Consider the following 23,037-nt stretch of genomic DNA (forward strand, 5'->3'; position numbering starts at 1 on the left):
GATGGCAATGAAGGCTTTCGATTGAAGCATGACTTCAACAGGGATCTTTCATCAGGATATCGGCTAGGCGTTCAGCTTCGCCTTCATCGAGTCTTTGGCGTCTGCCAAAGCTTCAGGAAGTTTGGCTGGGTCTTTACCGCCGGCTTGTGCCATGTCGGGCCGACCGCCTCCGCCCCCGCCAACGATCTTGGCAGCCGCACCGACCCACTGACCAGCTTTTAAACCTTGATCGACCAGTGAATTAGAAAGACCGCCGACCAGCAAGACTTTGTCGCCTTGGACGGTCCCTAGAAGCACCGCCGAACCGCCTGGGCTTTTCTTGCGAATTTGATCGATCCAGCCACGCATGACGTTGGGGTTGGCGCCAGGGACTTCGGCAACAACGACCATGCAGTCGCCAACCTTTTCGCCTTGGGCGATCAAGTCATCTGCGGTGATCTTACCGCCGGCTGTTGCTTGTTTGAGTTGTTTGATCAGTTCTGATCGTTCACCCAAAAGCGATTCGACGCGGGTAAGCACATCGTCCTGCGAGACATTCAGTCGACGCGAGACCTGACGCACAACATCACGAACGCCGAAATAATCATCGATGTAGTCTTTGGGGCAATCGCCAGCGATCGCGAACGCTTCGGCATGATCGCCGGGCTTTCCGCTTGTCAGTTCTTTACGAAGCTGACGAACGTCATCGGCAAGTTGCTCCAGTGCGCCGTTGACTTTCGATTCATCGGTGCCAAGCAACTTGGCGAGTTTGCCAAGCAACTGCTGGGTCTGTTCGCGATGCTCTTCGGCCCGTTGCCCGGTCAAGGCAACAATTCGGCGAGTTCCAGCGGAGACGCTTTCTTCGGCCATCAATTCAAATGATGCGACGTCGCCGGTATTGCTGACGTGCGTTCCGGCACAAAGCTCTTTGCTGTAATCGCCAATGGACACCATGCGAACTGGATCGGGGTATTTTTCCCCGAACAGCATCATCGCACCGGCTTGTCGAGCGTCGGCCAGCGGTACGGTTTTCCAGCTGACATCTGACTTTTCGCCAATGCGTGCGACCACATCGCGTTCGATCTTGGCGAGAATACTGTCGTCGATTGGTTTCTGGTTGGTAAAGTCAAATCGCAAGCGGTCTTCTTCAACCTTGCTACCCTGTTGTTGGGCATGTTGCCCGACGTTGTTGTGCAGCGCGTGGTGAAGAATATGTGTCGCCGAGTGGGCACGTGCGAGGGCTCCACGTCGATCGGTGTCAACGGTGGCTTTGCAAGTCACGCCTTCTTTGATCTCGCCACTGACCAGCTTTCCGTGGTGAACGATCAGGCCACCATGTTTTTGGGTATCGATGACTTGGAATTCAAATTCGTCCGAAGAGATCGTTCCGGTATCGCCGATTTGCCCGCCGGATTCACCATAAAACGGTGAATGATCCAGTACGAGACGCAGTTCCGCGTCGTCGGGGCGGCTGAGCTTGCTAAGCAGTTGTCCTTCGTCGTCTTTGCCTTTACCGTCGCCGGTAATGATCCCTTTGACGATGGCCTCGGATTCGACAGTGTCGTATCCGACAAATGGCGTTTCACGAAGAGCTTCTTTCAGCGTTTCCAGCGGTCCGGTCTGGAACAGTTCGACTTGGCCAGCACCGCTATCGATCGCGTGTTGGTGCATCGCGTTTTTGTAGCCGTCCCAATCGAACGTAAAATTACGTTCGGCAGCGATTGTCTGCAGCAATTCTGGAGGTACGCCGTAGGTCGTGTTCAGCGAGGCGGCTTCTTTGCCCGGAACCATCACTGCGGCTTCTTCTTCCATTTCGCCGAACAGTTGTTCGATCCGTTTCATACCGCCATCGATCGTACCGAAGAAAGCTTTCTCTTCGGCTTCGATGACTTCGCTAACGCGTTCGAGTGTTTCGGCCAATTCCGGATAAGGCGTCTTGCTGGCTTCGGCAACCGCAGGAACAAGCTTGTGCAGGAACGGCTCGCGCAGATCCATTTGGTAGCCGTCTAGGACGGCGCGGCGGATCAAACGACGCACGACATACTTTGCTTTGTCGCGGCCGGGATAGACGTTTTCGTGAATGGCAAACGTGCAAGCACGTGCATGGTCCGTGATTCGTCGAAGTCGGCGACCGTTGTCACTATCGAGTTCGTACTTCACACCGCAAACTTCGCTGGCTGCGTCGACGATCGGACGCAGCGTATCGATGTGGAAGTTCGTCGGAACACCTTGCAGAACACTGGCGGTACGTTCTAGTCCCATTCCGGTGTCGATATTTTGACTCGGAAGTGGCTTGAGGTTATCCGGTGGGTCGCCGACTCGGTTGAACTGCGTGAAGACCAGGTTCCAGATTTCGACATCGCTGCCGTCATCCAGGTTGTAATAAATTTCGCTGCAAGGACCGCAGACGCCATCGGGGCCTTCGCTGGGAGCCGACGCGGGCCAGAAGTTTTCGTCTTCGTCCATCCGCGTGATGCGGCTTTCTGGCAATCCGATCGAGTCATGCCAGATTCCGAACGCTTCGTCATCGTCCTTGTAGACCGTCACGGTCAAACGTTCCGGCGCGATGCCCAGCCATTTCTTGTCGGTCAAAAATTCCCACGCCCAAGCGATCGCTTCTTTCTTGAAGTAGTCACCGAACGAGAAGTTGCCCAGCATTTCAAAAAACGTGTGGTGGAACGCGGTGCGTCCGACGTTTTCGATATCCCCGGTTCGCAGGCATTTTTGGCAAGTTGTCGCGCGGGTGAAGTCCAGTTTGACTTTCCCCAAAAAGTGGTCCTTGAACTGGTTCATCCCCGCGGGGGTGAACAGGACCGATGGGTCCCAGGTAGGGACGAGCACGTCACTCGGTTTGCGGACACAGCCTTTGGTTTCAAAGAAGTCGAGGTACTTTTCGCGTAATTCGTCTGTCTTCATGGATCGCGAACGGACGGGGGGATATGGGGCGGGACAACAATGGGCCCGCAAACGTTGCCGATGATATCGGATGGAGAGGGTTTCTCGAAGGCGGCAAGTTGAATCGATCAGCGGATCGATCGGTTTGTGTCGCCTGGGCAATCCGCTTGCCGATAGGTCCAAATGATTGGATCAAAGACGGATCTATTCGGGGCTAATCGGATCTGTTCGGGGGGAAAGCCGGTTCGGATTGGCATGTCTGTCTGCCCGAGGTGATCTGAACCAAGGTTGCATTCGGCAGATCGAGCTGGCACCTGAGCGAAAAATGATGCGAGCCATCGAGGAAATTAGATTTCCTCGGCAGGAGTCGGAATATTCGCGACCCGCAACAGGATGATGGTTTGCTCTTCAAGCTGGTTCACGTCTTTTCCACCGAGCATCATTTTTCCGATGCCTTGGCGAGTTGGCGTTTCGGCGATCACAAACAGATCGCCCTCTCCGGCCTTGAGGTCGAATGCAAGTCGATCCAGCACCCAGGCTTCGCGACGCACGTCGATGCGGAAAGCGGCGCTCGCCTGCAATCCGTCCATCTGGACATCGCCGTAGGGGATCTCCGGTCGGATCGAAAGCCGGACTTCAGCCGGAGCACGCGATGGCTGAGGTGTGATCGCGAACAGGAAGTACGGATTGACTAGCGTTCGCCCGATGGGCTGAGGTTCATCGTCGACGATGATGATTTGTGGACCGGCCATCGGATTGCAAACGGGCAACTCATGTCGCCTTCCCAAACGCATCGGGATGGTTTGCTTGCCTTCGGTTTTATGGCTCGCGACACCAGCTGAGGCAAGGAACGCGTCTAGCTCGCCACGCGCTTCTTGGCTTCGTAGGTTTTCCAGTCGCGAGGTAAGCCGTTGGGGCTGCACTGCTTTACCCACGCGCAGGCCGTTGGCTTGCAGTGCACGACGCGTATCGGGGGGCAGCACGGTTTCGTCGACCCACTGCCACATTGATTGCAATTGATCAGGGTCGCTTGGGTTGAAACGAATTTTGACGAACTGGGCATCCAATTCGATCGAGCGACGGATTTTTCGCAGAGGCGATTGCCCGTTGGCTGCGGAACTTTCGTTCGCATCTGGTTCGGACCAAGTTGATAGCGAAGCGCAGCCACAAACGGTGATGGCGAACGCTGTTGCGGCCAACACGAAAAAATTGAAAAGACGGCTAAATGGTCGACATAAGGGGTTCACACGCCGGGGAGTACGATTTTTGCCACAGCGGCGTCAAGGCGGTTCTGAAATCGACCTTTCCGTGAAACTCGCTTTTCACTAAAGTTCGACCGTCCCGCATCAGAGGTCACTCAATCCCGCAATCTGCCTGTGCTGGTTTGCCAGGCATCCCGAGTGACTACATACAATGCAATCGAGGCCAAGGAGGAGCCTGACCATGTTGTTGGATCGCATTGACATTGACACACATGGCCCACTCAATCGTGTCGAACTGGGGCCTTTCTCGGAAGGCTTGAACGTTGTTTGCACTCCTGAAGGATCAGGCAAAACGGCGTTAGTTCGGTTCATCCGTGACTCTTTGGTACGTCGCGAATACCCGTTGGGAATGATGAGTTCTTCATCTGGTCGAGTCGTCTGGGCCGATCGGAATGGAAAGATCCATTGCCGACGCGAACACGACGGCACAGCGAACGGTCGACGAACCATCGAATTCGAAACTCGCGGCGAAACCGCACATCGTTTTGACTGGCTGCACGGCAGTTGGGTCAACGGTATCGCTGACTCCAATGACGCCTCGCGTGCTTTGGAAGCGATGCGAATTCCGGATTCGATCGTCGATGGGATCGCCACTGATACTGCGGTTACAAGCGTTTCAAGAGTGATCGCGGCTTGTTTGACCGCAGGTTTAAACGACCCGTCTTTGTTTGCGCAACTGCCGCACAATACTTCGGCCGTCAGCGGTCTGTCGCCAGCTGAAAATCGCGACGCAGAAGCAGCTCGACGCGCGATTCGCGATGAGCTTGCTCGCATTGAAGCTGAGCTGGCAACTCTTCCGACGCAAGACACAACAGAGTCTTATGACGCTTCTTCAAGCCATTTTGCGTCCAAGCAAGCGCGGCGTGAAAGCTTGCAAGCACGACTGGAATATCTCAATTCATTGCCTCGCCATGCAAACTTCGATGGCTTGGGTGCATACACCGATAACTATGGCTATTCAGCTCATTCCCGGAAGACACGTGACGAGCTGAATTCACTGCACCATCGCATTTGGCAACTTCGCGTGCGTCATGGCGAATTGGTTCGCTGGCTCGACCACTTGCAAGCAGATCGCAACCGGCTGCGTTATTCGTCACCGATCACTTCGTCGCCTTATTCGAATGCGGCAATGTCGCCTTCATTGCCGAATCATTTAGCGACAACGCGAGTCGAAATCGATTCTCGGCTACGTGAGCGTTTGGTCGAAGTCGATGGACAGATCATCCGTTGGCGTCGGATTCAGGCGGAGCTCAATAGCCTTCGTGAAATTGTTTTTGCCGATCGGCATCGCCAAGCGTTGCATCACTTCGCCACCCGTGCCGGTTCGTTGCCGCTTTCGGATACCTTGTTGCAACGTGAGCGAATGGGATACGTCGCATCATCGTTGGACTACTTTGCAGGCCACCCAGGTGTTGCGCCTTCGCAATTAAAAAGCTGGGCCGAGATCGCGACAGCTCAGTCATACGCATGGCCGGACGAAATCGATTTGCATGTCGAGGCTTTGATTCGCAAAGTCGACAGTCTGCAGCAGTACTATGGCCGAGCCGGTCAGGCCGTCTGGTCTTGGTACGGCGAATTGGCCGGACAACAAGGTCTGGACCTGCCGTTTGCCTGGACTCGACATCAGGATTCGAGCCTCTTGGGGCACCTGCGTGCACTGCGAGAAGACCTTGCCGCTTCACGCCGGTATGGTTTTGGCTTTGCACGGCACTACGCCGAAGCAAACGCGGCTCCGGTTGCGGTTCGACGCGAACGCGAGTTGATGGATTTGCAGGCGACGGAAAAGTGGATCATCGCTTCGATCGAACGTCTGTTGGTTTATCGAACTCAGCTGATTCGCGATCATCGCCAACTTGATTTGGTTCGGTATCCGTCATGGCTTGATGATCGTTATCACAACCAATCATGGTCGCCATGGTATGTCGATCATCTGCAGCAAGAAATCTCTGCACGAACCGTCGAGCTTCAGCAAACAGCCGAAGAGCTGGATCGTTGTGTCAGCCGTGCTACCGATTTAAGACTGTCGTTGAATCGGTCGTCTCAATTCTCGGCAAATTACTACCTGAATGACCAAGCCAATTGGGCAGTCGATACCGAGATCCAGTCGATCGTTTCAGAATTGAATCAGCTCAATCAACAGCCCGTTGTTTTTGCTGTGTCGCCACGTGTCCAATGGTTGCAACGTCGACGGGCAGAGCTGCTCGAAAAACTCGGTGCACCACAGTCAAACTACCGAAGTGCGGTTCCGCTGGCGGATGAAGCGAGTGCATGGTTGGTTCGATTGTCAGGCGGACGTTTGCGACGCGTCGATTGGAATCCGGCCGAATTTACAACCGGGAACGCTAACGACGGTCGCGCACATCTTGATGGACAAGACGAAGCGAGTTGCCCGGCGGTCGATCGTGCTCTCGCCGCTTTGGCTGTTCGCTTGGCCGCAGGTGATTTGCTGGCCAGAACAGGACGCGCGATTCCACTGGTCGTTGAAGCCCATCGTGAACTGCTGCATTCCGTAGAACAAGTCGCTGGGACACAGCCAGTTCCACAAGCCGATGCGATCTACAATGTCGCTTCGGAAGTAAACTTGGCCGTGATCGCAGCGCTGAATGACTATGCAAAAAGCGCTCGGCAGCTGATTGTGCTGACCAGCGATGCGATGCTTGCTGACCAAGTCAGTCGACGTGGCGGACGTGTCTTCCAGATCCAGGGCGAACGCGTCGCACACGAACATCGACCCGTTTGGCGTCCACATTACACCGAAGAGACCTATGTCGGTCCACACGCCGGAATGCATGTCGGGGCACACGTTTCAGGTCAGACGCCTGACCCGTTGATGCAAAGCGATGCGATGATCGATCGCTACTACGACGAGTATTTCCAGGGCATGCCTGTCGCACAGTCCTTCGCGGATATCAACCGCAATTTGGACGCGATCTGGCAAGAAGCCTACGGGATTGCCGGGTATCCAGCGGTAGCACCTGCCAGCTATCCGGTTCAGGCCGGGCAAGTGGGCGGAAACCAATGGCACAGCGGATCGGTCGGCAATCCAGCCGCGGTCGCTCCCAATATGCCATCGAGCAGCTACATGTATGCAGCCCCACCGCAGCAAGCACCGGTCCCAGGTGCTAATCACGGTGGCCAGAATCACGGTATTCCGAGTCACAGTGGATCAATTCCCAACGCAGCTTTCGCATCACACCTGAGCGGAAACGGGAACCACTGGAACGATGGGTACTACTACTGTGATACCTACACGACATCACCGGTCAGTCGTCCCGCCGCTTCGCGACAGCAGTCCGAACCGGCAGCTCGCACGCGATCAAACGAACGTCCGCCGGCATCACCTTTTTTTTTAACGGTTGATAGTCCGATCGATCAGGCTCCATCGGTTGATGCGGTCGCGGCAGCCAGGCTGCGTGCATTGAATGTGACTCACATCACTCATCTGATGAATCAAGATCCCAATCGGATGGCCGATGCGTTGGGTCTTGCGAGCGTGACCGCGGCAACGATCCGACGTTGGCAGTCAGAGTGTCGATTGGTTTGCAACGTTCCACAACTGCGAGGTTTCGACGCTCGTGTGCTGGTCGGATGCGGAATTACCGATCCGGGGCACCTTGCTGCGACCGACCCAAGCGATCTGTTGGACCGTGTCGAAGCCTTCTTGGCGACCGAACGTGGACAACGAATCTTGCTCAGCGGTACAAGCTACGAGCTGTCTCGAATCACAAGCTGGATCGCCGCCGCAGGCGTTCAACCTGCGGTTGACCAAGTCAATGGGCACGACAGCCACCGGCAAACGATTGACGGCCGCGTTGTTCGGCAAGGTCAGAAACGTCAGGGAATCAATCAGCACGCCAATCACAACGTGCTGAGCCAAGACCGCTACGAGTATCAGTTCACTGATGACCATGGTCGAGTCGTTCGGGCAAGTTCTGGACGTGCTCGAACCGGGCAATCGCGAACCAGCCAATCGAGTTCGAGTGAAACCAGAACTGGTCGTTCCAGCGGCTATTCGGCTAACGGCAATGCCCGTCACCAATTAAACGGGGACGGACAGGGCAACGAGCGCTCGGGACGCAGTGGGCTGCGGAGCGGCAGTCGCAGAAGCCGTCGTGATCGTGACCTGTCAAGAAACCGAGTGTCTCAGTCGGAACGATCGAGTCGTTCGCTTTCGAGCCGTGATTCGGAAAGCTCAGAGTCTCAGCGAGCCGAGCGTCCGGCACGAAGTTTGAAGACGCGTTCGGCATCGTCAAAGCGTTCGGGGCGTCCGTACGAAACTCGTTCTAGCGAATCGAGTTCAAGGCAATACCGCGAGCACAGTGCCGATGACGGTGAACTGAAGTTCTACTTGCAGCGAAGCAGTCCCATTGTCGATGCACCGTCGATCGGTGCACGGATGGCGGAAAGGCTGGAAGCTGTCGGCATCTGTGATGTGAACGATCTGCTGGAAGCCGATCCTGAGGGTTTGGCTGACGAACTGGGACATCGGCGAATCGATGCTGACGTGATCCGAATTTGGCAAAGTCAGTCGATTTTGGTTTGTCGGATTCCGATGCTTCGAGGTCACGACGCACAGTTGCTGGTTGCAGCCGATGTGACAACCGCCGAAGAGGTTGCCGCGTTTGATCCTGACGAATTGTTTGAGCTGATCCTTCCGATCGCGAAGAGCAATGAAGGCAAGCGAATCATTCGCGGTGGAAAGCTTCCGGACCTGGAAGAGATCAACGAGTGGATCGCCAACGCAAAGCAAAACCGCGATCTAGTCGCGGCATGAGAAATCGGTACCAAAGAAGCCGTGTGTCCTACTGAGCCGCAACGGCGCTAGCCGCGGTTGAGTGCAGCACGAACACGGGGTTTCCCGATCAGCCGCTTGGCGCCAGCCTGCGGTTGCCGCAACTGCATCCACTGGAACCGCACGCTGGCGCGTCGCGGCTGATATTTGCAGCACGAACATGAGCCCTCACGATCAGCAACGATTGCGTGTGCCTGCCCTGAGCCGCAGAGGTGCTAGCCGCGGTTGAGTGTGTTTGGCAGCCGGAGGCTGCGTGCATTGCGTGACAAGGCGGGAGCCTTGTCACGAGCAAGTGGCTGCTCGTCTCGTGCGAGGCTCCTGCCTCGCATGAACTGTCTCGCAGGCTCCGCCTGCAGTGACCAACATCTCACGCAACCGTCGCTAGCGCGATTACGGCTCAGTTGCATGTTCCCCTGAGCCGCGGTTGGGTGTGCAGCACGAACTCGGGGGTTCACGATCAGCCGCTTGGCGTCAGCCTGCGGTTGCCGCAACTGCATCCACTGGAACCGCACGCTGGCGCGTCGCGGCTGATACTTTTAGCACGAACAGGAGCCCTCACGATCAGCAACGGTTGCGTGTGCCTGCCCTGAGCCGCAAAGGCGCTAGCCGCGGTTGAGTGTGCAGCACGAACTCGGGGGTTCACGATCAGCCGCTTGGCGCCAGCCTGCGGTTGCCGCTACTGCATCCACTGGAACCGCACGCTGGCGCGTCGCGGCTGATATTTGCAGCACGAACAGGAGCCCTCGCGATCAGCAACGGTTGCGTGTGCCTGCCCTGAGCCGCAAAGGCACTAGCCGCGGTTGGGTGTGCAGCACGAACTCGGGGGTTCACGATCAGCCGCTTGGCGCCAGCCTGCGGTTACTGCTACTGCATCCACTAGAACCGCACGCTGGCGCGTAGCGGCTGATATTTGCAGCACGAACATGAGTCTTCACGATCAGCGACGGTTGGGTGTGCCTGCCTTGAGCCGCAAAGGCGCTAGCCGCGGTTGAGTGAATACGCAGTTGCTAACCGCGAGCCAACGCTCTGCGGCTGATGCGGCAACAAGGAACCATCGTCGCTTTCGCAAGTCCGACTCAGGTGATTTCCTCGCGACAAAAAAAATGCCAGGGACTTGCCCTGGCATTTTCTAAATTCGATTGACCGGTTTTGTTCGGACGAACAAAAGTCGGCTACAGGGTCGCACGAAGCTTTGCACCGTTACCGGCTTGACCGAAGGCGGTCATACGTGCGACGCAAACAGCTTTCATCGCGGCACGAGCTGGTTTCAGGTATGCACGTGGATCGAATGCCGCAGGATCTTCGCTGAAGACCTTTCGGATCGCACCGGTGATCGCCATACGGCAGTCGGTGTCGACGTTGATCTTACGAACGCCACTCTTGATGCCGCGTTGGATCTCTTCGACAGGCACGCCGTAAGTTTGCTTCATTTCACCACCGAACTGGTTGATGATGTCTTGAAGTTCTTGTGGCACGCTGCTGCTGCCGTGCATGACCAAGTGGGTGTTAGGGATCTTCGCGTGAATCGCTTCGATTCGGTCCATCGCCAGAACTTCGCCGGTTGGCTTTGCAGTGAACTTGTAAGCACCGTGGCTGGTTCCGATCGCGACAGCCAGAGCGTCGACGCCGGTTTCTTCGACGAAGCGAGCAGCTTCTTCTGGATCGGTCAGCAGTTGGTCGTGTGACAATTCACCGACCGCACCGTGACCATCTTCTTGTTCTCCACCACCGGTTTCTAGCGAGCCCAAGCAGCCCAATTCGCCTTCGACGCTGACGTTCTGTGCGTGAGCAAGCTCGACGACTTTCTTGGTGACAGCGACGTTGTAGTCGTAGTCTGCAGGAGTCTTGCCGTCTTCTTTCAGCGAACCGTCCATCATGACGCTGGTGAAGCCGTTTTCGATGGCCGACTGGCAAGTTTCGGGGCTGTTACCGTGATCCTGGTGCATCACGATAGGAATGTGCGGGTAAAGTTCGGTTGCGGCGATCATCAAATGACGCAAGTATGCGTCTTGGCTGTAGGCCCGTGCGCCACGCGATGCTTGGATGATCACAGGAGAATCTGTCTCCTCGGCGGCTTCCATGATCGACTGGATCTGTTCCATATTGTTGACGTTGAATGCCGCGACGCCGTAATCGTTTTCCGCAGCGTGGTCCAAGACGACGCGAAGAGGGACCAATGCCATGATCGAGTACCTTGAGCTAAAGATGGAGTTTGAAATTCGTAATTCGTCCGGCGATTATCCCACCGTGACGACTGGCCGCAAGGGCGGGCGACAATGATTCTGCTGTTGGACAATCAGGATTCCTTTGTGCATAACTTGGCGCGTTATTTTCGCCTTAGCGGGGCGGAAACGCGGGTTGTGCGCAGTAACCAAATTGCCGCCGAACAGGCGTTGGCGATGTCCCCCCACGCGATTGTGCTTTCCCCAGGACCTTTGGGCCCCAACGAGGCGGGATGCTGCGTCGAATTGGTCCAAAAGGCACCTGCCGACCTTCCAATCCTGGGGGTGTGTTTAGGGCACCAGGCCATCGGTGCAGCCTTTGGCGGAACGATCCAACGCAGCCAACCACGCCACGGATTGGCCAGCCCGATTCGCCATGATGAACAAGCTTTGTTTGCCGGATGCCCAAATCCGGTGGACGTTGCACGTTATCATTCGTTGGTGGTTTCGCACTCAGATTTGCCTAGCTGTTTAGAAGTTGCCGCGACCAGTTTGGATGACAATTGCATCATGGCACTTCGGCATCGGCAGCGACCTGTGTTCGGGGTCCAGTTTCATCCCGAGTCGGTGCTCAGCCCCTGTGGCCAGCAAATCGTCAACAACTTTGTTCGTCTCATTCGTGAGCCCCACGGCTCCAAGCCCACTGCCGAAAGTCCCACTACCCAGAACCCCTCTGTCCAAAAACCACTCCGTCCAGAGCCTACGTAGACATCGTGATTCTTGAATCGATCGTGACCACCATCGACCATGCTGGGCAGGTCAACATCGCACCGATGGGACCGCTGGTTCAGTTCCCCGACCGTTTAAAGACGGTAGGTGACCAGGACCCTGGGTTCCTGCTGCGTCCTTACGAAGGCTCGCGAACATTCCGAAATCTGATGCAAACCGGACGGGCAACGATTCATCTGACCGATGACGCATTGCTAATCGCGAAAGCGGCCATCGGTCCTATCGAGTCACCCGAACGGTTGGTCGGTCGCAAAGCAATTCAAACCGATTCGTCAACCGAGCACGCAGAATTCAGTCATGCGGTCTTAAACGATTGCCATCGATGGTTTGCCGTCGAGGTGGAATCAATGGTTCAATCGCCTCCACGATATGAGATGTCCTGTAAGTTACTAAGCCAGGCGATCCAAGGGCCATTCATCGGTTTCAACCGAGCCAAGCATGCCGTTATTGAGGCCGCGATTTTGGCAACACGTGTCGGTATCCTTGACGATGATGACATCCGGCGGCAGCTGGAAAGTTTGCGATCACCGATCGATAAGACAGCCGGTGATGACGAGTTTAAGGCTTGGGAATTGATCCAAGATTACATCGGACAAAAACTTTCGAAGCAGCCCTCGAGGCACTCCTCATGAAACGAGGCGACCGGAAAATTTATATCCGAACGGGCGCTCGTTTGCACTTCGGTTTGCTCGATTGCCACGCGCCGTTTGGTGGCTTGGGTTTGATGGTCGATCAACCGGAAACCGTGATCGAAGTGATCGAGGCTGATGCGTATCAATTGAGTGATTCGGTGATGCAGGTCGGATTTGCCGAACGCTCCGATGCGATTGTCAGTCGTGCTTGTGAGCACTTCGGGGTTGATGGTTTGCCACCCATCAAGATTTCCATCCTCGCAACGCCTCCGTTGCACCAAGGGTTCGGAAGTGGGACACAGTATTCTTTGGCGCTTGCCGAAGCATGCTGTCGCGTCCTTGGCGATGATTCAGTTCCGATCGAAACGATGGTCTTGGACATCGCCGGAAGGGCTCGCCGTAGTGCGATCGGTGCACACGGGTATTTTGTCGGTGGCTTAATCTTTGAATCGAATTCCGATGACGCCCGGTTAAATCCGATTCAGCAGCGGTCAGCGATTCCAGATTCGTGGTGCATGGCCTTGTTCCAACCGGCGAGTCAAATGCCAGTCATTGCTGGACAGCAAGAACAGGCTCATTTCGATCAGTTGAAATGTCAGCCGGAGCGAACCGAATTGCTTCGTCAAATCGCAACCGACGAATTGATGCCGGCCGCTCATCAAGCTGACTTTGCAGCGTTCTCATTGGCGATCCAGCGCTACAACCGCGAGAGTGGTTTGTTGTTCGAGTCGATCCAGGGCGGTCCCTATAACGGGACCTTTGTCAGTGAAACGGTGGATCGCCTAAAGCAATGCGGTGTGAACGGGGTTGGCCAAAGTAGCTGGGGGCCAACGGTTTTTGCTTGGTGCGAAGACCGCGCGTCAGCGGAATCGCTGGTGTCATCATGGGATGTGGGAGATTCTATCGCCACGGTCGTGACCGCTCGAAACCAAGGCCGCGCGTTGCAGCAAAGTTGTCTCGAGAGGCAATCGAATCATAGCTAAGCCGTAATCGCAATTTTAGGCTGAGCCGCAATCGCGCTAGCGACGGTTGCTTCAGATAGACAAGGCTCTTTCATACCAAGCCAATCTCAGCACAAGCATCACTTCTCGTGACAAGGCTCCCGCCTTGTCACGCAATGCATGGCAGCCTCTGGCTGCCGAATACACACAACCGTTGCTGATCGTGAAGACTCATGTTCGTGCTGCAAATATCAGCCGCTACGCGCCAGCGTGCGGTTCTAGTGGATGCAGTAGCGGTAACCGCAGGCTGGCGCCAAGCGGCTGATTGTGAAACCCTGTGTTCGTGCTGCACACCTAACCGCGGCTAGCGCCTTTGCGGCTCAGGAGGCATGCTAACTGAGCCGCAATCGCGCTAGCGACGGTTGCGTGAGTTGACGGGGCATTGCGGGCGGAGCCCGCGGGACATGTCATGCGAGGCAGAGCCTCGCACGAGAATGGGGATTGCTCTTGGTAAGGCCTCCCGGCAGCCGAATACACACAACCGTTGCTGATCGTGAAGACTCATGTTCGTTCTGCAAACATCAGCCGCTACGCGCCAGCGTGCGGTTCTAATGGATGCAGTAGCAGTAACCGGAGGCTGGCGCCAAGCGGCTGATCGTGAGATCCCGTGTTCGTGCTGCACACCCAACCGCGGCTAGCGCCTTTGCGGCTCAGGGGACGTGCAAACTGAGCCGTAATCGCGCTAGCGACGGTTTCGTGAGTTGCTGGTCACTGCGAGGCATAGCCTCGCACATGAACCGCGATCGTGCTGACGCGGTTTCACCGTCGATCAATCGCCACCGATAATTGGTCCGCCGTCTTTGCGTTGATTCGGCTTGAACGAGAACTTTGTCGTCGATTGTTTTCGGCCGGTACGGCGAGCCACGACGTCGGAACGGCTTTCGGCTTGATTGCGATTGCTGCTTCGCTTCTTCGTCGACTTGCGTCTTGTGCCTGCCGAACCCTTTCCGGCACTGCGGCGTTGACGACGTGTCTCGTCTTCTTCGTCGACCTCGTTGCGACTGTGTTCAATCGCCTTATGCAAACGCGCGACTTCTTCGCGAGTCAACTTGCGATACGCTCCGGGCGGAATGTCACCCAAGCGTAGCGGCCCGATCGCGATACGGCTTAGGACTTGGACTTTGTGACCGAGTCGAGCCAGGATGCGCCGGATCTCGCGGTTTTTACCTTCGCGAAGTGTGATTTCCAGTTCGGTCGATCGGCCGCGTGTTTTTAGAATCTTGGCTCCTTCAACACGAACAAAACCGTCGGAGATGTAAATCCCCTTCCGCATGTTCTTCATCGTCTCCGAGTCGATCTTTCCGGCAACGGTGACGCGATAGACTTTACGAACACCGTACTTTGGGTGGGCGAGCTGTTGTGCCAAGTCACCGTCGTTGGTCAGCAGCATCAAACCTTGGCTGCTTTGGTCCAGCCTGCCGACGGGAAAGACACGTTCGCTCCGTGGGACCAAGTCGATCACACGTTGTCGTCCGCGCGGGTCTGCGTTGGTGCTGAGGTATCCGGTCGGTTTGTTGACGGCATAGTACACGAGTTTCTGTTGACGAAGCTCGACACCATCGACACGGACTTTGCTGGTCTTCGGATCGACCGTGGTACCGAGTTCGACAACGGTTTTGCCATCGACGTCGACACGACCTTCCTCGATCAGTTCTTCGCATTGGCGTCGGCTTCCGTAGCCGGCTGCAGCTAGCAGCCGTTGGAGCCGTTGTGGCTGATCGCGTGTGGTCGTCGGCTTGCTGCTTCGTCGACTGGTTTTGGCAACCGGTTCGGAGTCAGCCTCTGTTTCGACTGGTTTTCGTCGTGTTCGCTTTGCGGCTGGCTTCGCTGATGACTTTGACGTCGGCTTTGCTGAACGCGAAGCTGGGCCGGTCGAACGCGAACGTTTGGCCTGCTTACGTGGTGCCGAGGATCTCTTTTTCTTCGCCATGATGACGTTCTAACTTATTCGGTGTGTTGATAGCCTTGGGGGGCCATGCGGATGTATTTTCCGGATTGCATTTTCCACAGTCCGGTGCGGCCGATGATTTTCCCGACGGCTGTTAACGGGGCGGGCAAGTCGGTGGCCAATAGTCGTTCGGCATCATCGGGACTGACAGCCAAAAGCAGTTCAAAGTCCTCGCCGTCACTCCAGGCATGATGAAATGCGGATTTCCCCGATTTGGCGCTCATCGAAGTCGCATCGGGGTGAATCGGAATGGCATCGACATCGAGCTCGACGCCGTAGCCGCTTGACGCGCAAAGTCGATCCAGATCGAGTGAGAAACCGTCGCTGACGTCGATTGCGGCATGAACGTCGACCAACTGCCGAACAGCCTGTGCCAAGTCGATCCGTGGCTCGGGCCGTAGGTGCCGGCCTCGAAGTGATCCGCCAAAGCTTCCGGTCGCAAGGACCACGTCGCCTTCTTGAGCTTCACTTCGCAGCCAAGGTTTGCCGTTCTCGGGAACATGTCCGAGCATCGTCACGTTGATCGACAATGGGCCGTCATACGTGGAGAGGTCTCCACCGGCGATGGCCACGTCAAACTTTCGGGCCGCTTCGAGAATACCTTCGTAGCACTCGCCGGCAATCTTTGTCGCGTCGGTTTGGGGAAGCGCTAACGTCACGATCGCGCTGTCCGCAACCGCACCCATCGCCGCGATATCACTCAGGTTGATCGCCATCGATTTGTAACCGATGTCTGCCAAGCTTTGCTTTTCGGAATCAAAGTCGACCCCATCGATAATCTGATCGGCGCAAGCGATCGTTAATGGCCCAGGATTCTCAATGACTGCAGCGTCATCCCCGATTCCGATCTGAACTTGCCGAAGGTCACGGGTACGTCCGCGCAAGTAAGCGAGAAATGATTGTTCCATTGTATGCAGGCGTCTGTATGCAGGCGTCTTGGTGGTGCTCGGACGTCGCCGATGCGCCGAAGTAATGAAGATCGCGCGAAAGTATCGCGTTGTATAGCCAGGGTGAGGACTAATTGACTAGTAGATAAACGGATGATCGCGCAGGATTAGTTCTGTAGCGGGGCTAGTTGTGGTCGCCCGTGAACAATTCCATCAAGTCGTTAGAGCAGCGACTGACGTTCGGATCTGGTTTGACCGCCAAAACCGACGTCAATCACAATCCGTTCTGCCTCGGATCCAAGAACGATCCACAGTGACTGTACTGTCTTGGGGCATGCACACCCTAAAGACGTGCTGGACCGACAGAAGGCCGCTGTTTGGGGTTTGGCAGGGTTCTGTGCCCTTTCGCCGTGATCATACGCTGAATTCGTTTGATGTCACTGCGGAAGTTACTGCGGAATCGTATGTCCTACCGATTTTTGGTTCAATCCCGTCGGTGGGACGAATTCGATCGTCTCTGGTTCTCACGAGAAAGGATTTTCACGGTTCAATGGCGTTGCCGTCGTTTGGGCAGCGGGGGGCCGGCAAGTTCATGAATCAACCGTGAAGAGTTCGGCTTTGCAGCAGGCCGTGTTTCGATACGCGATATAGTGGTGACTTCGGTCCGCCCAATTAGATACAGCGTAATTCGATACAGCGCAATGGTGGCTTTCTGGATGGACTCAAATATACGATCGGTCGTTCTCGCGCGGCCAGTCTGCGACGCGGTGAACCTGCTTCGCGGCGAATCACCGCATGACTCCTAAATCAAGATTTCGATGAAGACTCTGTTGAAACTCTTTTGCGCCAATGTTTGGTGTGTGGCGATTTCAGTTCTGCCACTTGGCACCGCCGTCGCACAGTCAACAACCGTGGACGATCAGCCACGCTATTGGAAAGGCAATCTGCACACCCATTCGTTGTGGAGTGACGGGGATCAGTTTCCAGAAATGATTGCCGATTGGTATCGCGAACGCGGGTACAACTTTTTGGCTTTGACCGATCACAATGTGATCAGCGAAGGCCATCGCTGGATGAGTCTGAAGAAGATCGTTGATCGTAGCGATGATGGAATCGTCGAACGCTATGTGCAGCGATTTGGAGAACATTGGGTCGAGCAACGGACGTCACCTGACAACGGCGAAGCCGAGGTCCGACTGAAGCCGCTCAATGAGTTTCGTGCGTTACTAGAAAGCCGGAACGAATTCATCATGATCCAGGCCGAGGAGATCAGTGACCGCAGCGAAGGCAAACCGGTTCACATCAACGCGACCAACGTTGCCGAAGCATTGCAGCCCGTCGGTGGAGCAACCGTGCGGGAAGCGATGCAGAATAATCTGAGGATGATTTTGGAACACGAGAAGTCACACGGGCGACCGGTACTTCCACACGTCAATCATCCAAACTTTGGCTACGCGATGACCGCCGAGGATTTAGCTGCGGTTGTCGCCGAACAGTTTTTTGAAGTCTACAACGGCCATCCCGGAGTCAACCATCTCGGTGATGACGAACATCCCAGCATCGAATTGATGTGGGATCAAATCAACGCGATTCGTTATGCGGCTGGCGTTCAGCCGATTCTGGGGATCGCCACCGACGACTCGCACGAATATCACGGACGTCCCGGTTCTCGCCCCGGTCGTGGTTGGGTGATGGTGAAGAGTCGTTTCTTAACGCCAGAGCATTTGATCCATGCGATGCGCAAGGCCGATTTTTATGCGTCCAGCGGAGTCTCGCTGCTGCGGCATGACTTCGATGAGGAATCACGCACATTGACTGTCGAGGTTGATGCTGTCGAAGGCGAAGACTATCAGATCGATTTTTTCACCACACTGAAACCGGGGACAGATCCGCACAAGATTGGCCTGACCGTTCATTCGGCCAAAGGTAACTCGGCGAGTTACCAGATGAAGGAAGCTGAGTGCTACGTTCGGGCTGTCGTTACCAGCACCGTGGCTCATTCAGATCCGTCGTTCAAAGATCAGAAAAAGCAAGCTTGGACGCAGCCAGTTGGTTGGGCGAAGTAGCCGCCGAGTTAAAAGTAGATTTGCAGCCCCATGAGCCGCACCGCGTTAGCGGCGGTTATCGCATGGGCAACCGGGGCTAACGCCCAATCGGTTAATCCGGAAGTCAAGCTGGAGATTTATCAGCCGCACCGCGTTAGCGGCGGTTAAATGACTTGCAGAACCTGACAAAGGACACGGAACCGCGCGCTCGCGCGTGGCGGCTGATCGTTCGTCAATCAGCTCATTGCCTTATCAGCCGCTGGCGCCAGCCCGCGGTTCCTGCAGCGAACCGACCTTGCACACAGAACTGCACGCTCGCGCGTTGCGGCTGATCGTTCTTCAATCAGCTCATTGCCTTATCAGCCGCTGGCGCCAGCCCGCGGTTCCTGCAGCGAACCGACCCTGCACACAGAACCGCACGCTCGCGCGCCCGCGGCTGATGAAAATTACCCTATCAGCCGCAACGCGCCAGCGTGCGGTTCTCGCACTTGGACTCCTATCAGCCGCACCGCGTTAGCGGCGGTTATTGCACGGACAACCGGGGCTAACACCCAATCGACTAATCCGAAAATCAAATTGCCGCGCGTCATCGCGTTTGGCGTTATGCATTCGCCGAACTGTTCTCCAGCGATTCGATCGCTTGGTCGATTTCGACATTGATCGGTCGCCTTGAACGAAAATAGCGGACTTCTTCATAACCCGCGTCCTTTAACAATCCCATCGCAGTCACATAGCCATCGCCGACGCGTTCGGGAACGTGTGCATCCGCACCGAGGGTGACCGGAATGTTTCGCAATTTCATTTCGCGAAGCATCTCTGGAAACGGATTCATTTCTGGAATTCGCTTCAGCACACCGCTGGTATTTAGCTCCATCGCGACGCCTGTTTGCGCGATCCGGTCCAATGCCGGACGAATCAGGTCCAACGCGACGGTGGTATCCCAGGCTTCGTCGGTAAAGTTCTTGATCAAATCAGGGTGCGAGATCGAATCAAACATCTCGGTCTCAGCAGCTTTGGCGAGCAGGTTAAAATAAGTCCGTTGGACCTCAATCAAGTCGCCTTGCCAATACTTGTCACGCCATTCGGCGATCTGTGGATGGACCGAGCCGAGCACGAAATGAAACTCGGCGCTGGCAAGCTGCTTTTCCAGAAAAGCCTCGTAGCCTTCGAAGTAGTCTGCTTCGAGACCTAGGCAGACATCGACCCGGTTTTGAAATTCATCGGTGGCCTTCGCAACCAAGTCAACATATTCATCGAATTCGTCGATACCCATGCGGACATTTGCAGAAAACCCGTCGGGCATGGGGTTGTGACAGGTAATGTGAATCCCAGAAAGTCCGCGAGATTCGGCGACTGCGGCGTACTCAACCGGATCACCCGTCGCGTGTTTGCATAGAGGTGTGTGTGAATGCGATTCAAACAGCATCAGTCTCGATGGGGTCGGAGCCTAGTGTGTCGTTGTAAAACCGTTTTCTAGCTGACGTGACAACTTAGGGTTCGCCTTCTAAGTCTTCATCATCATCGATCGGGTCGCCACACCATCGTGTTAGTGCTGCGACCACGTCGTCACGTCCCTTTTGTGTGGTGAAGAGCGATTCGTTCGATTCCAGACGAACTTCGTATTCCCCCTCCACCTGGCATTCTTCCTCGCCGCAAAAATGAGGCAAGTCAGCGACCCAGACGATTCGGTACAACGGAACGTGCTTATCGTCGATCAGAACGATTGATGAATCCACTTCAATACTCCGGTAAAAAAGATCAATTAGCCAACTTCTTTATCGTCGCTAAGGCGAATTTCTACAATGGTTGGGCGGTTTTGTTTTGTCGCAATGACGTCGATTCTCGCGCATGATCGACTCACACGGTGGCAATGCCGAGTGGTTAAACTGGCTGCGCGGCACCTTCTTAAATTACCAGTTTAAACGCACATTTGCTCATGCGCCCTTTGCAAACCGCGTCTCGCGTTTGTTTGAATCATCAAGCTGTATCCATCTCGCAGGCGGAACAATGTCGACGGCACACTGGCCCCTTGATCGGTGGGGGTGTGGTGTCTGTGTTTGCGCAAGTGGTCGTACTGCTGTCGGCTCTGTTGTTCCATCCGGCTGTGGCTGCCGACGATTCGACATCGACGAATGTCGATCCAAAGACATCCGCTTCGTCGATTCAGGTTCGCGGGGGATTGGCCAGCAGTCTTGCGGCATTTCAATCAGGCGAAGGAACTGTGGCGTTCATGGGAGGGTCGATCACCGAGATGGAAGGCTATCGGCCAATGGTGATCGAGTCGATCAAGGAAAGATTTCCCAGCACCGAATTCGATTTTATCAACGCAGGTATATCATCAACTTGTTCGCACACCGGAGCCTTTCGGTTCAAGCAAGATGTACTCGCCAAGGAGCCTGATCTGCTGCTGGTCGAGTTTGCGGTCAACGATGATCAAGACGCGTCGCACTCTTATCAAGATGCGGTCCGTGGAATGGAAGGCATCGTACGAGCCGCTCGCCAATCACGTCCGCAAATGGATATCGTGATGGTGTTTTTCGTTAACGAATCGATGTTGAAAACCGTTCAGTCCGGTAAGGTCCCAGTCAGCATCGCGGCGCACCTTTCGGTCGCAGAACGCTACGGTGTTTCGACATGCAATGTCGCTGTCGAACTGGCTCGATTGATTGAACAGGGAAAGATGACCTGGCTGGAATATGGTGGAGTTCATCCGAAGCGTCCTGGCAACCGTGTTGCTGCTGATCTAGTCGATCAAGTGTTCGAGCGATGTGAGTTTCGCGAAGGTTCGAAACCGAAGTCTGCAGATCAGGGACCATCCGAATCAGCAAATCTTCCTTCAGCGCTGGATCCCTTCAGTTTCGCGAAAGGAGATTTTCTTCCACGTGAAAACGTCAATGTGTCTGACGATTGGCAGTGGAAACAACCGGACTGGGATTCGATCGGCGGGGGCTTCCGTTCACGCTTTGCTGGGCGGGAACTTTGTGTAGCCGAATCACCCAGTAGCGAATGTGAGATCGCATTTCATGGCAATGCGTTTGGGCTCTACGTTTTGGCAGGCCCCGATGCCGGCGTGGTTGAATACTCAGTCGATGGTGGCGTTTGGGAAAAGCAAGATTTGTATCATCGCTTCAGTCGAGGTTTGCATTACCCGCGGACCGTGGTGCTGAAATCAGAGTTGTCTGACGGTGATCACAAAGTCCGTTTGCGTGTTAGCCGTGAAAAGAATCCGGAAAGCAACGGCCATGCCGTCCGTGTACTCGAGTTCGTTGCATCGTGACCGCTGCCGTCGAAGCTGTGCGGAATTGTTGGTGCGGCAGAATGCTTGGGTTCAGTCACGCATCGGTTTAGGCAGGTAGTTTTACCAGGCCGCCGAGTGGCTTAAGCGTTTCGATCAGCCAGTCCTGTTGGTCGTCTTCGGCAAGTAAAGCACGATGATCGACCAGGCAGAGCTGATCTCCCAGGTCTTGGCATCGAGTTAAATCTTCCGTTCGGTCGCAACGGCGTCGACTGCTGCGGTGCATGGATCGGAAGCCAGCTCCACAGGGGATACCGAGTTCCGAAATGGCATTCAGCACTTCGTTGCGATTCTGGCACCTCAAGGCGAGCTTGTAGCAGGTCGCGCTCGAAGCGGGCTCCACACCGAAGGTTGCTTGTCGAATCCAGTCGACTTCGTCTAAGAGGCGGCGCACTGTATCAAAACGCTTTTGATTGCATTCGGCGACACGATCGAGTTGTGGTAGCAAAACTGCTGCCTGCAACGGGCTCAGCGGGGACGCATCGCTGGGGCGTTCGAGCATCGAACTAAGTTTGCTGGCGAAAAGTGCGCTGTCGGTCAGGATCGCGCCACCGTTTCCTGATGTTAGTGGTTTGCTACCACCAAAGCTGAGCGTGCCAAGATCTCCGTGGCTTCCAGCGAATTTGCTAGCAATTGGCATCAGCGGGGTCTGGCAGGCGTCTTCGATCCATTTCCATCCTTTGTCCCGGCAGATCATTTTGATGGCATTTACATCCGCAGGAATGCCGTAGAGATGAGACGCAATCACGAACTGGATTTCGTCGGCTGGGATCGATTTGAGTTGCTTTGGGGAAATTGAATAGCTGTCAAAGGCGGCGTCGACAAGGTACGGACGGGCACCCACAGCCTCGATTGCTCGCAGATTTCCGGGATAGTCGTAAGCACACACCGCAACTTTATTTTGCTGTCCTGCTCCCAGAACACGTAGAGCCATCTCGACGGCCAGGGATCCACTGCTGACAAGCCGGCAGTGCCAAGTGGGGACGTTTTGCGAGGTTTTCACAGGGGCCAAGCGAATTTCCGCTGCTATCGCCTCGTCCGGGGCCTGTCCCCGAACGTCTTTGGGGTCTGTCCCTGTTTGTTTGGGGTCTGTCCCTGTTTGTTTGGGGTCTGTCCCTGTTTGTTTGGGGTCTGTCCCTGTTTGTTTGGGGTCTGTCCCTGTTTGTTTGGGGTCTGTCCCTGTTTGTTTGGGGTCTGTCCCTGCAATGGCGGCTAGCCGACTGGCCAGTTGGGAGGTTTGGGGGCTTTGGTAGTCGCCCCACCAGCCTTGTTCGATTGATAGCTCGATCGAGCTTCGTATTTCCGGCCAATCGGGTGGCCAGGGTGGCAATTGGGCCGTCGAAGCGCAAA

At 55.5% G+C, this 23,037-nt stretch carries 14 protein-coding genes; 6 read left to right on the plus strand and 8 right to left on the minus strand.

The window, feature by feature from the left end:
- Positions 1-63 precede the first annotated feature (63 nt).
- Entirely contained in the window at positions 64-2,895 is a 2,832-nt protein-coding gene (alaS, locus tag LOC67_RS18495; protein WP_230264177.1) for an alanine--tRNA ligase, read from the minus strand.
- Positions 2,896-3,221: 326 nt separating this feature from the next.
- On the minus strand, positions 3,222-4,076 hold the full coding sequence (locus LOC67_RS18500; RefSeq protein WP_230264178.1) for a hypothetical protein: 855 nt from the start codon (positions 4,074-4,076) through the stop codon (positions 3,222-3,224).
- A 241-nt stretch (positions 4,077-4,317) separates the two neighbouring features.
- Between LOC67_RS18500 and LOC67_RS18505 the strand changes: the two genes are divergently transcribed.
- On the plus strand, positions 4,318-8,910 hold the full coding sequence (locus LOC67_RS18505) for a DUF4332 domain-containing protein (protein WP_230264179.1): 4,593 nt from the start codon (positions 4,318-4,320) through the stop codon (positions 8,908-8,910).
- A gap of 1,190 nt (positions 8,911-10,100) precedes the next feature.
- On the opposite strand, the gene fba is transcribed toward LOC67_RS18505, so the two are convergent.
- On the minus strand, positions 10,101-11,111 hold the full coding sequence (gene fba / locus LOC67_RS18510) for a class II fructose-bisphosphate aldolase (protein ID WP_230264180.1): 1,011 nt from the start codon (positions 11,109-11,111) through the stop codon (positions 10,101-10,103).
- Positions 11,112-11,204: 93 nt separating this feature from the next.
- On the opposite strand from fba, the gene LOC67_RS18515 reads away from it, so the two are divergent.
- From LOC67_RS18515 to LOC67_RS18525, 3 genes are read left to right on the plus strand one after another with little or no spacing between them, the layout of a single operon-like run.
- A complete protein-coding gene (locus LOC67_RS18515; RefSeq protein WP_230264181.1) occupies positions 11,205-11,858 on the plus strand; it encodes an anthranilate synthase component II in 654 nt (217 codons plus the stop codon).
- 23 nt (positions 11,859-11,881) lie between these two features.
- Positions 11,882-12,511, plus strand: coding sequence for a DUF447 domain-containing protein (locus LOC67_RS18520; protein WP_230264182.1), 630 nt, complete (start codon positions 11,882-11,884; stop codon positions 12,509-12,511).
- Positions 12,508-13,494, plus strand: a complete 987-nt coding sequence (locus LOC67_RS18525) for a beta-ribofuranosylaminobenzene 5'-phosphate synthase (RefSeq protein ID WP_230264183.1) — start codon at positions 12,508-12,510, stop codon at positions 13,492-13,494. The genes LOC67_RS18520 and LOC67_RS18525 overlap by 4 nt, the downstream gene beginning before the upstream one ends.
- 787 nt (positions 13,495-14,281) lie before the next feature.
- Here the strand turns inward: LOC67_RS18525 and LOC67_RS18530 are convergent.
- On the minus strand, positions 14,282-15,442 hold the full coding sequence (locus LOC67_RS18530) for a pseudouridine synthase (protein ID WP_230264185.1): 1,161 nt from the start codon (positions 15,440-15,442) through the stop codon (positions 14,282-14,284).
- 14 nt (positions 15,443-15,456) lie between these two features.
- Positions 15,457-16,368 (minus strand): thiamine-phosphate kinase, encoded by a 912-nt coding sequence (locus tag LOC67_RS18535; protein WP_230264187.1) that lies wholly within the window; start codon positions 16,366-16,368, stop codon positions 15,457-15,459.
- Between the two features lie 797 nt (positions 16,369-17,165).
- Between LOC67_RS18535 and LOC67_RS18540 the strand changes: the two genes are divergently transcribed.
- The gene (locus tag LOC67_RS18540) at positions 17,166-18,413 is read left to right on the plus strand and encodes a PHP domain-containing protein (RefSeq protein WP_230264189.1); all 1,248 of its coding nucleotides are present in this window, start codon (positions 17,166-17,168) and stop codon (positions 18,411-18,413) included.
- A gap of 580 nt (positions 18,414-18,993) precedes the next feature.
- Here the strand turns inward: LOC67_RS18540 and LOC67_RS18545 are convergent.
- Together LOC67_RS18545 and LOC67_RS18550 are read right to left on the minus strand one after the other, a co-directional pair.
- Positions 18,994-19,818, minus strand: a complete 825-nt coding sequence (locus LOC67_RS18545; RefSeq protein WP_230264191.1) for a histidinol-phosphatase HisJ family protein — start codon at positions 19,816-19,818, stop codon at positions 18,994-18,996.
- 64 nt (positions 19,819-19,882) lie between these two features.
- Entirely contained in the window at positions 19,883-20,128 is a 246-nt protein-coding gene (locus tag LOC67_RS18550; RefSeq protein WP_230264192.1) for a hypothetical protein, read from the minus strand.
- Positions 20,129-20,439: 311 nt separating this feature from the next.
- On the opposite strand from LOC67_RS18550, the gene LOC67_RS18555 reads away from it, so the two are divergent.
- Positions 20,440-21,669, plus strand: a complete 1,230-nt coding sequence (locus LOC67_RS18555; RefSeq protein ID WP_230264193.1) for an SGNH/GDSL hydrolase family protein — start codon at positions 20,440-20,442, stop codon at positions 21,667-21,669.
- A gap of 67 nt (positions 21,670-21,736) precedes the next feature.
- On the opposite strand, the gene LOC67_RS18560 is transcribed toward LOC67_RS18555, so the two are convergent.
- On the minus strand, positions 21,737-23,017 hold the full coding sequence (locus tag LOC67_RS18560) for a DegT/DnrJ/EryC1/StrS family aminotransferase (RefSeq protein ID WP_230264194.1): 1,281 nt from the start codon (positions 23,015-23,017) through the stop codon (positions 21,737-21,739).
- Positions 23,018-23,037: the final 20 nt, after the last annotated feature.

Origin of the sequence: Stieleria sp. JC731 (genome assembly GCF_020966635.1) — a bacterium.
Taxonomy (GTDB): Bacteria; Planctomycetota; Planctomycetia; order Pirellulales; family Pirellulaceae; genus Stieleria.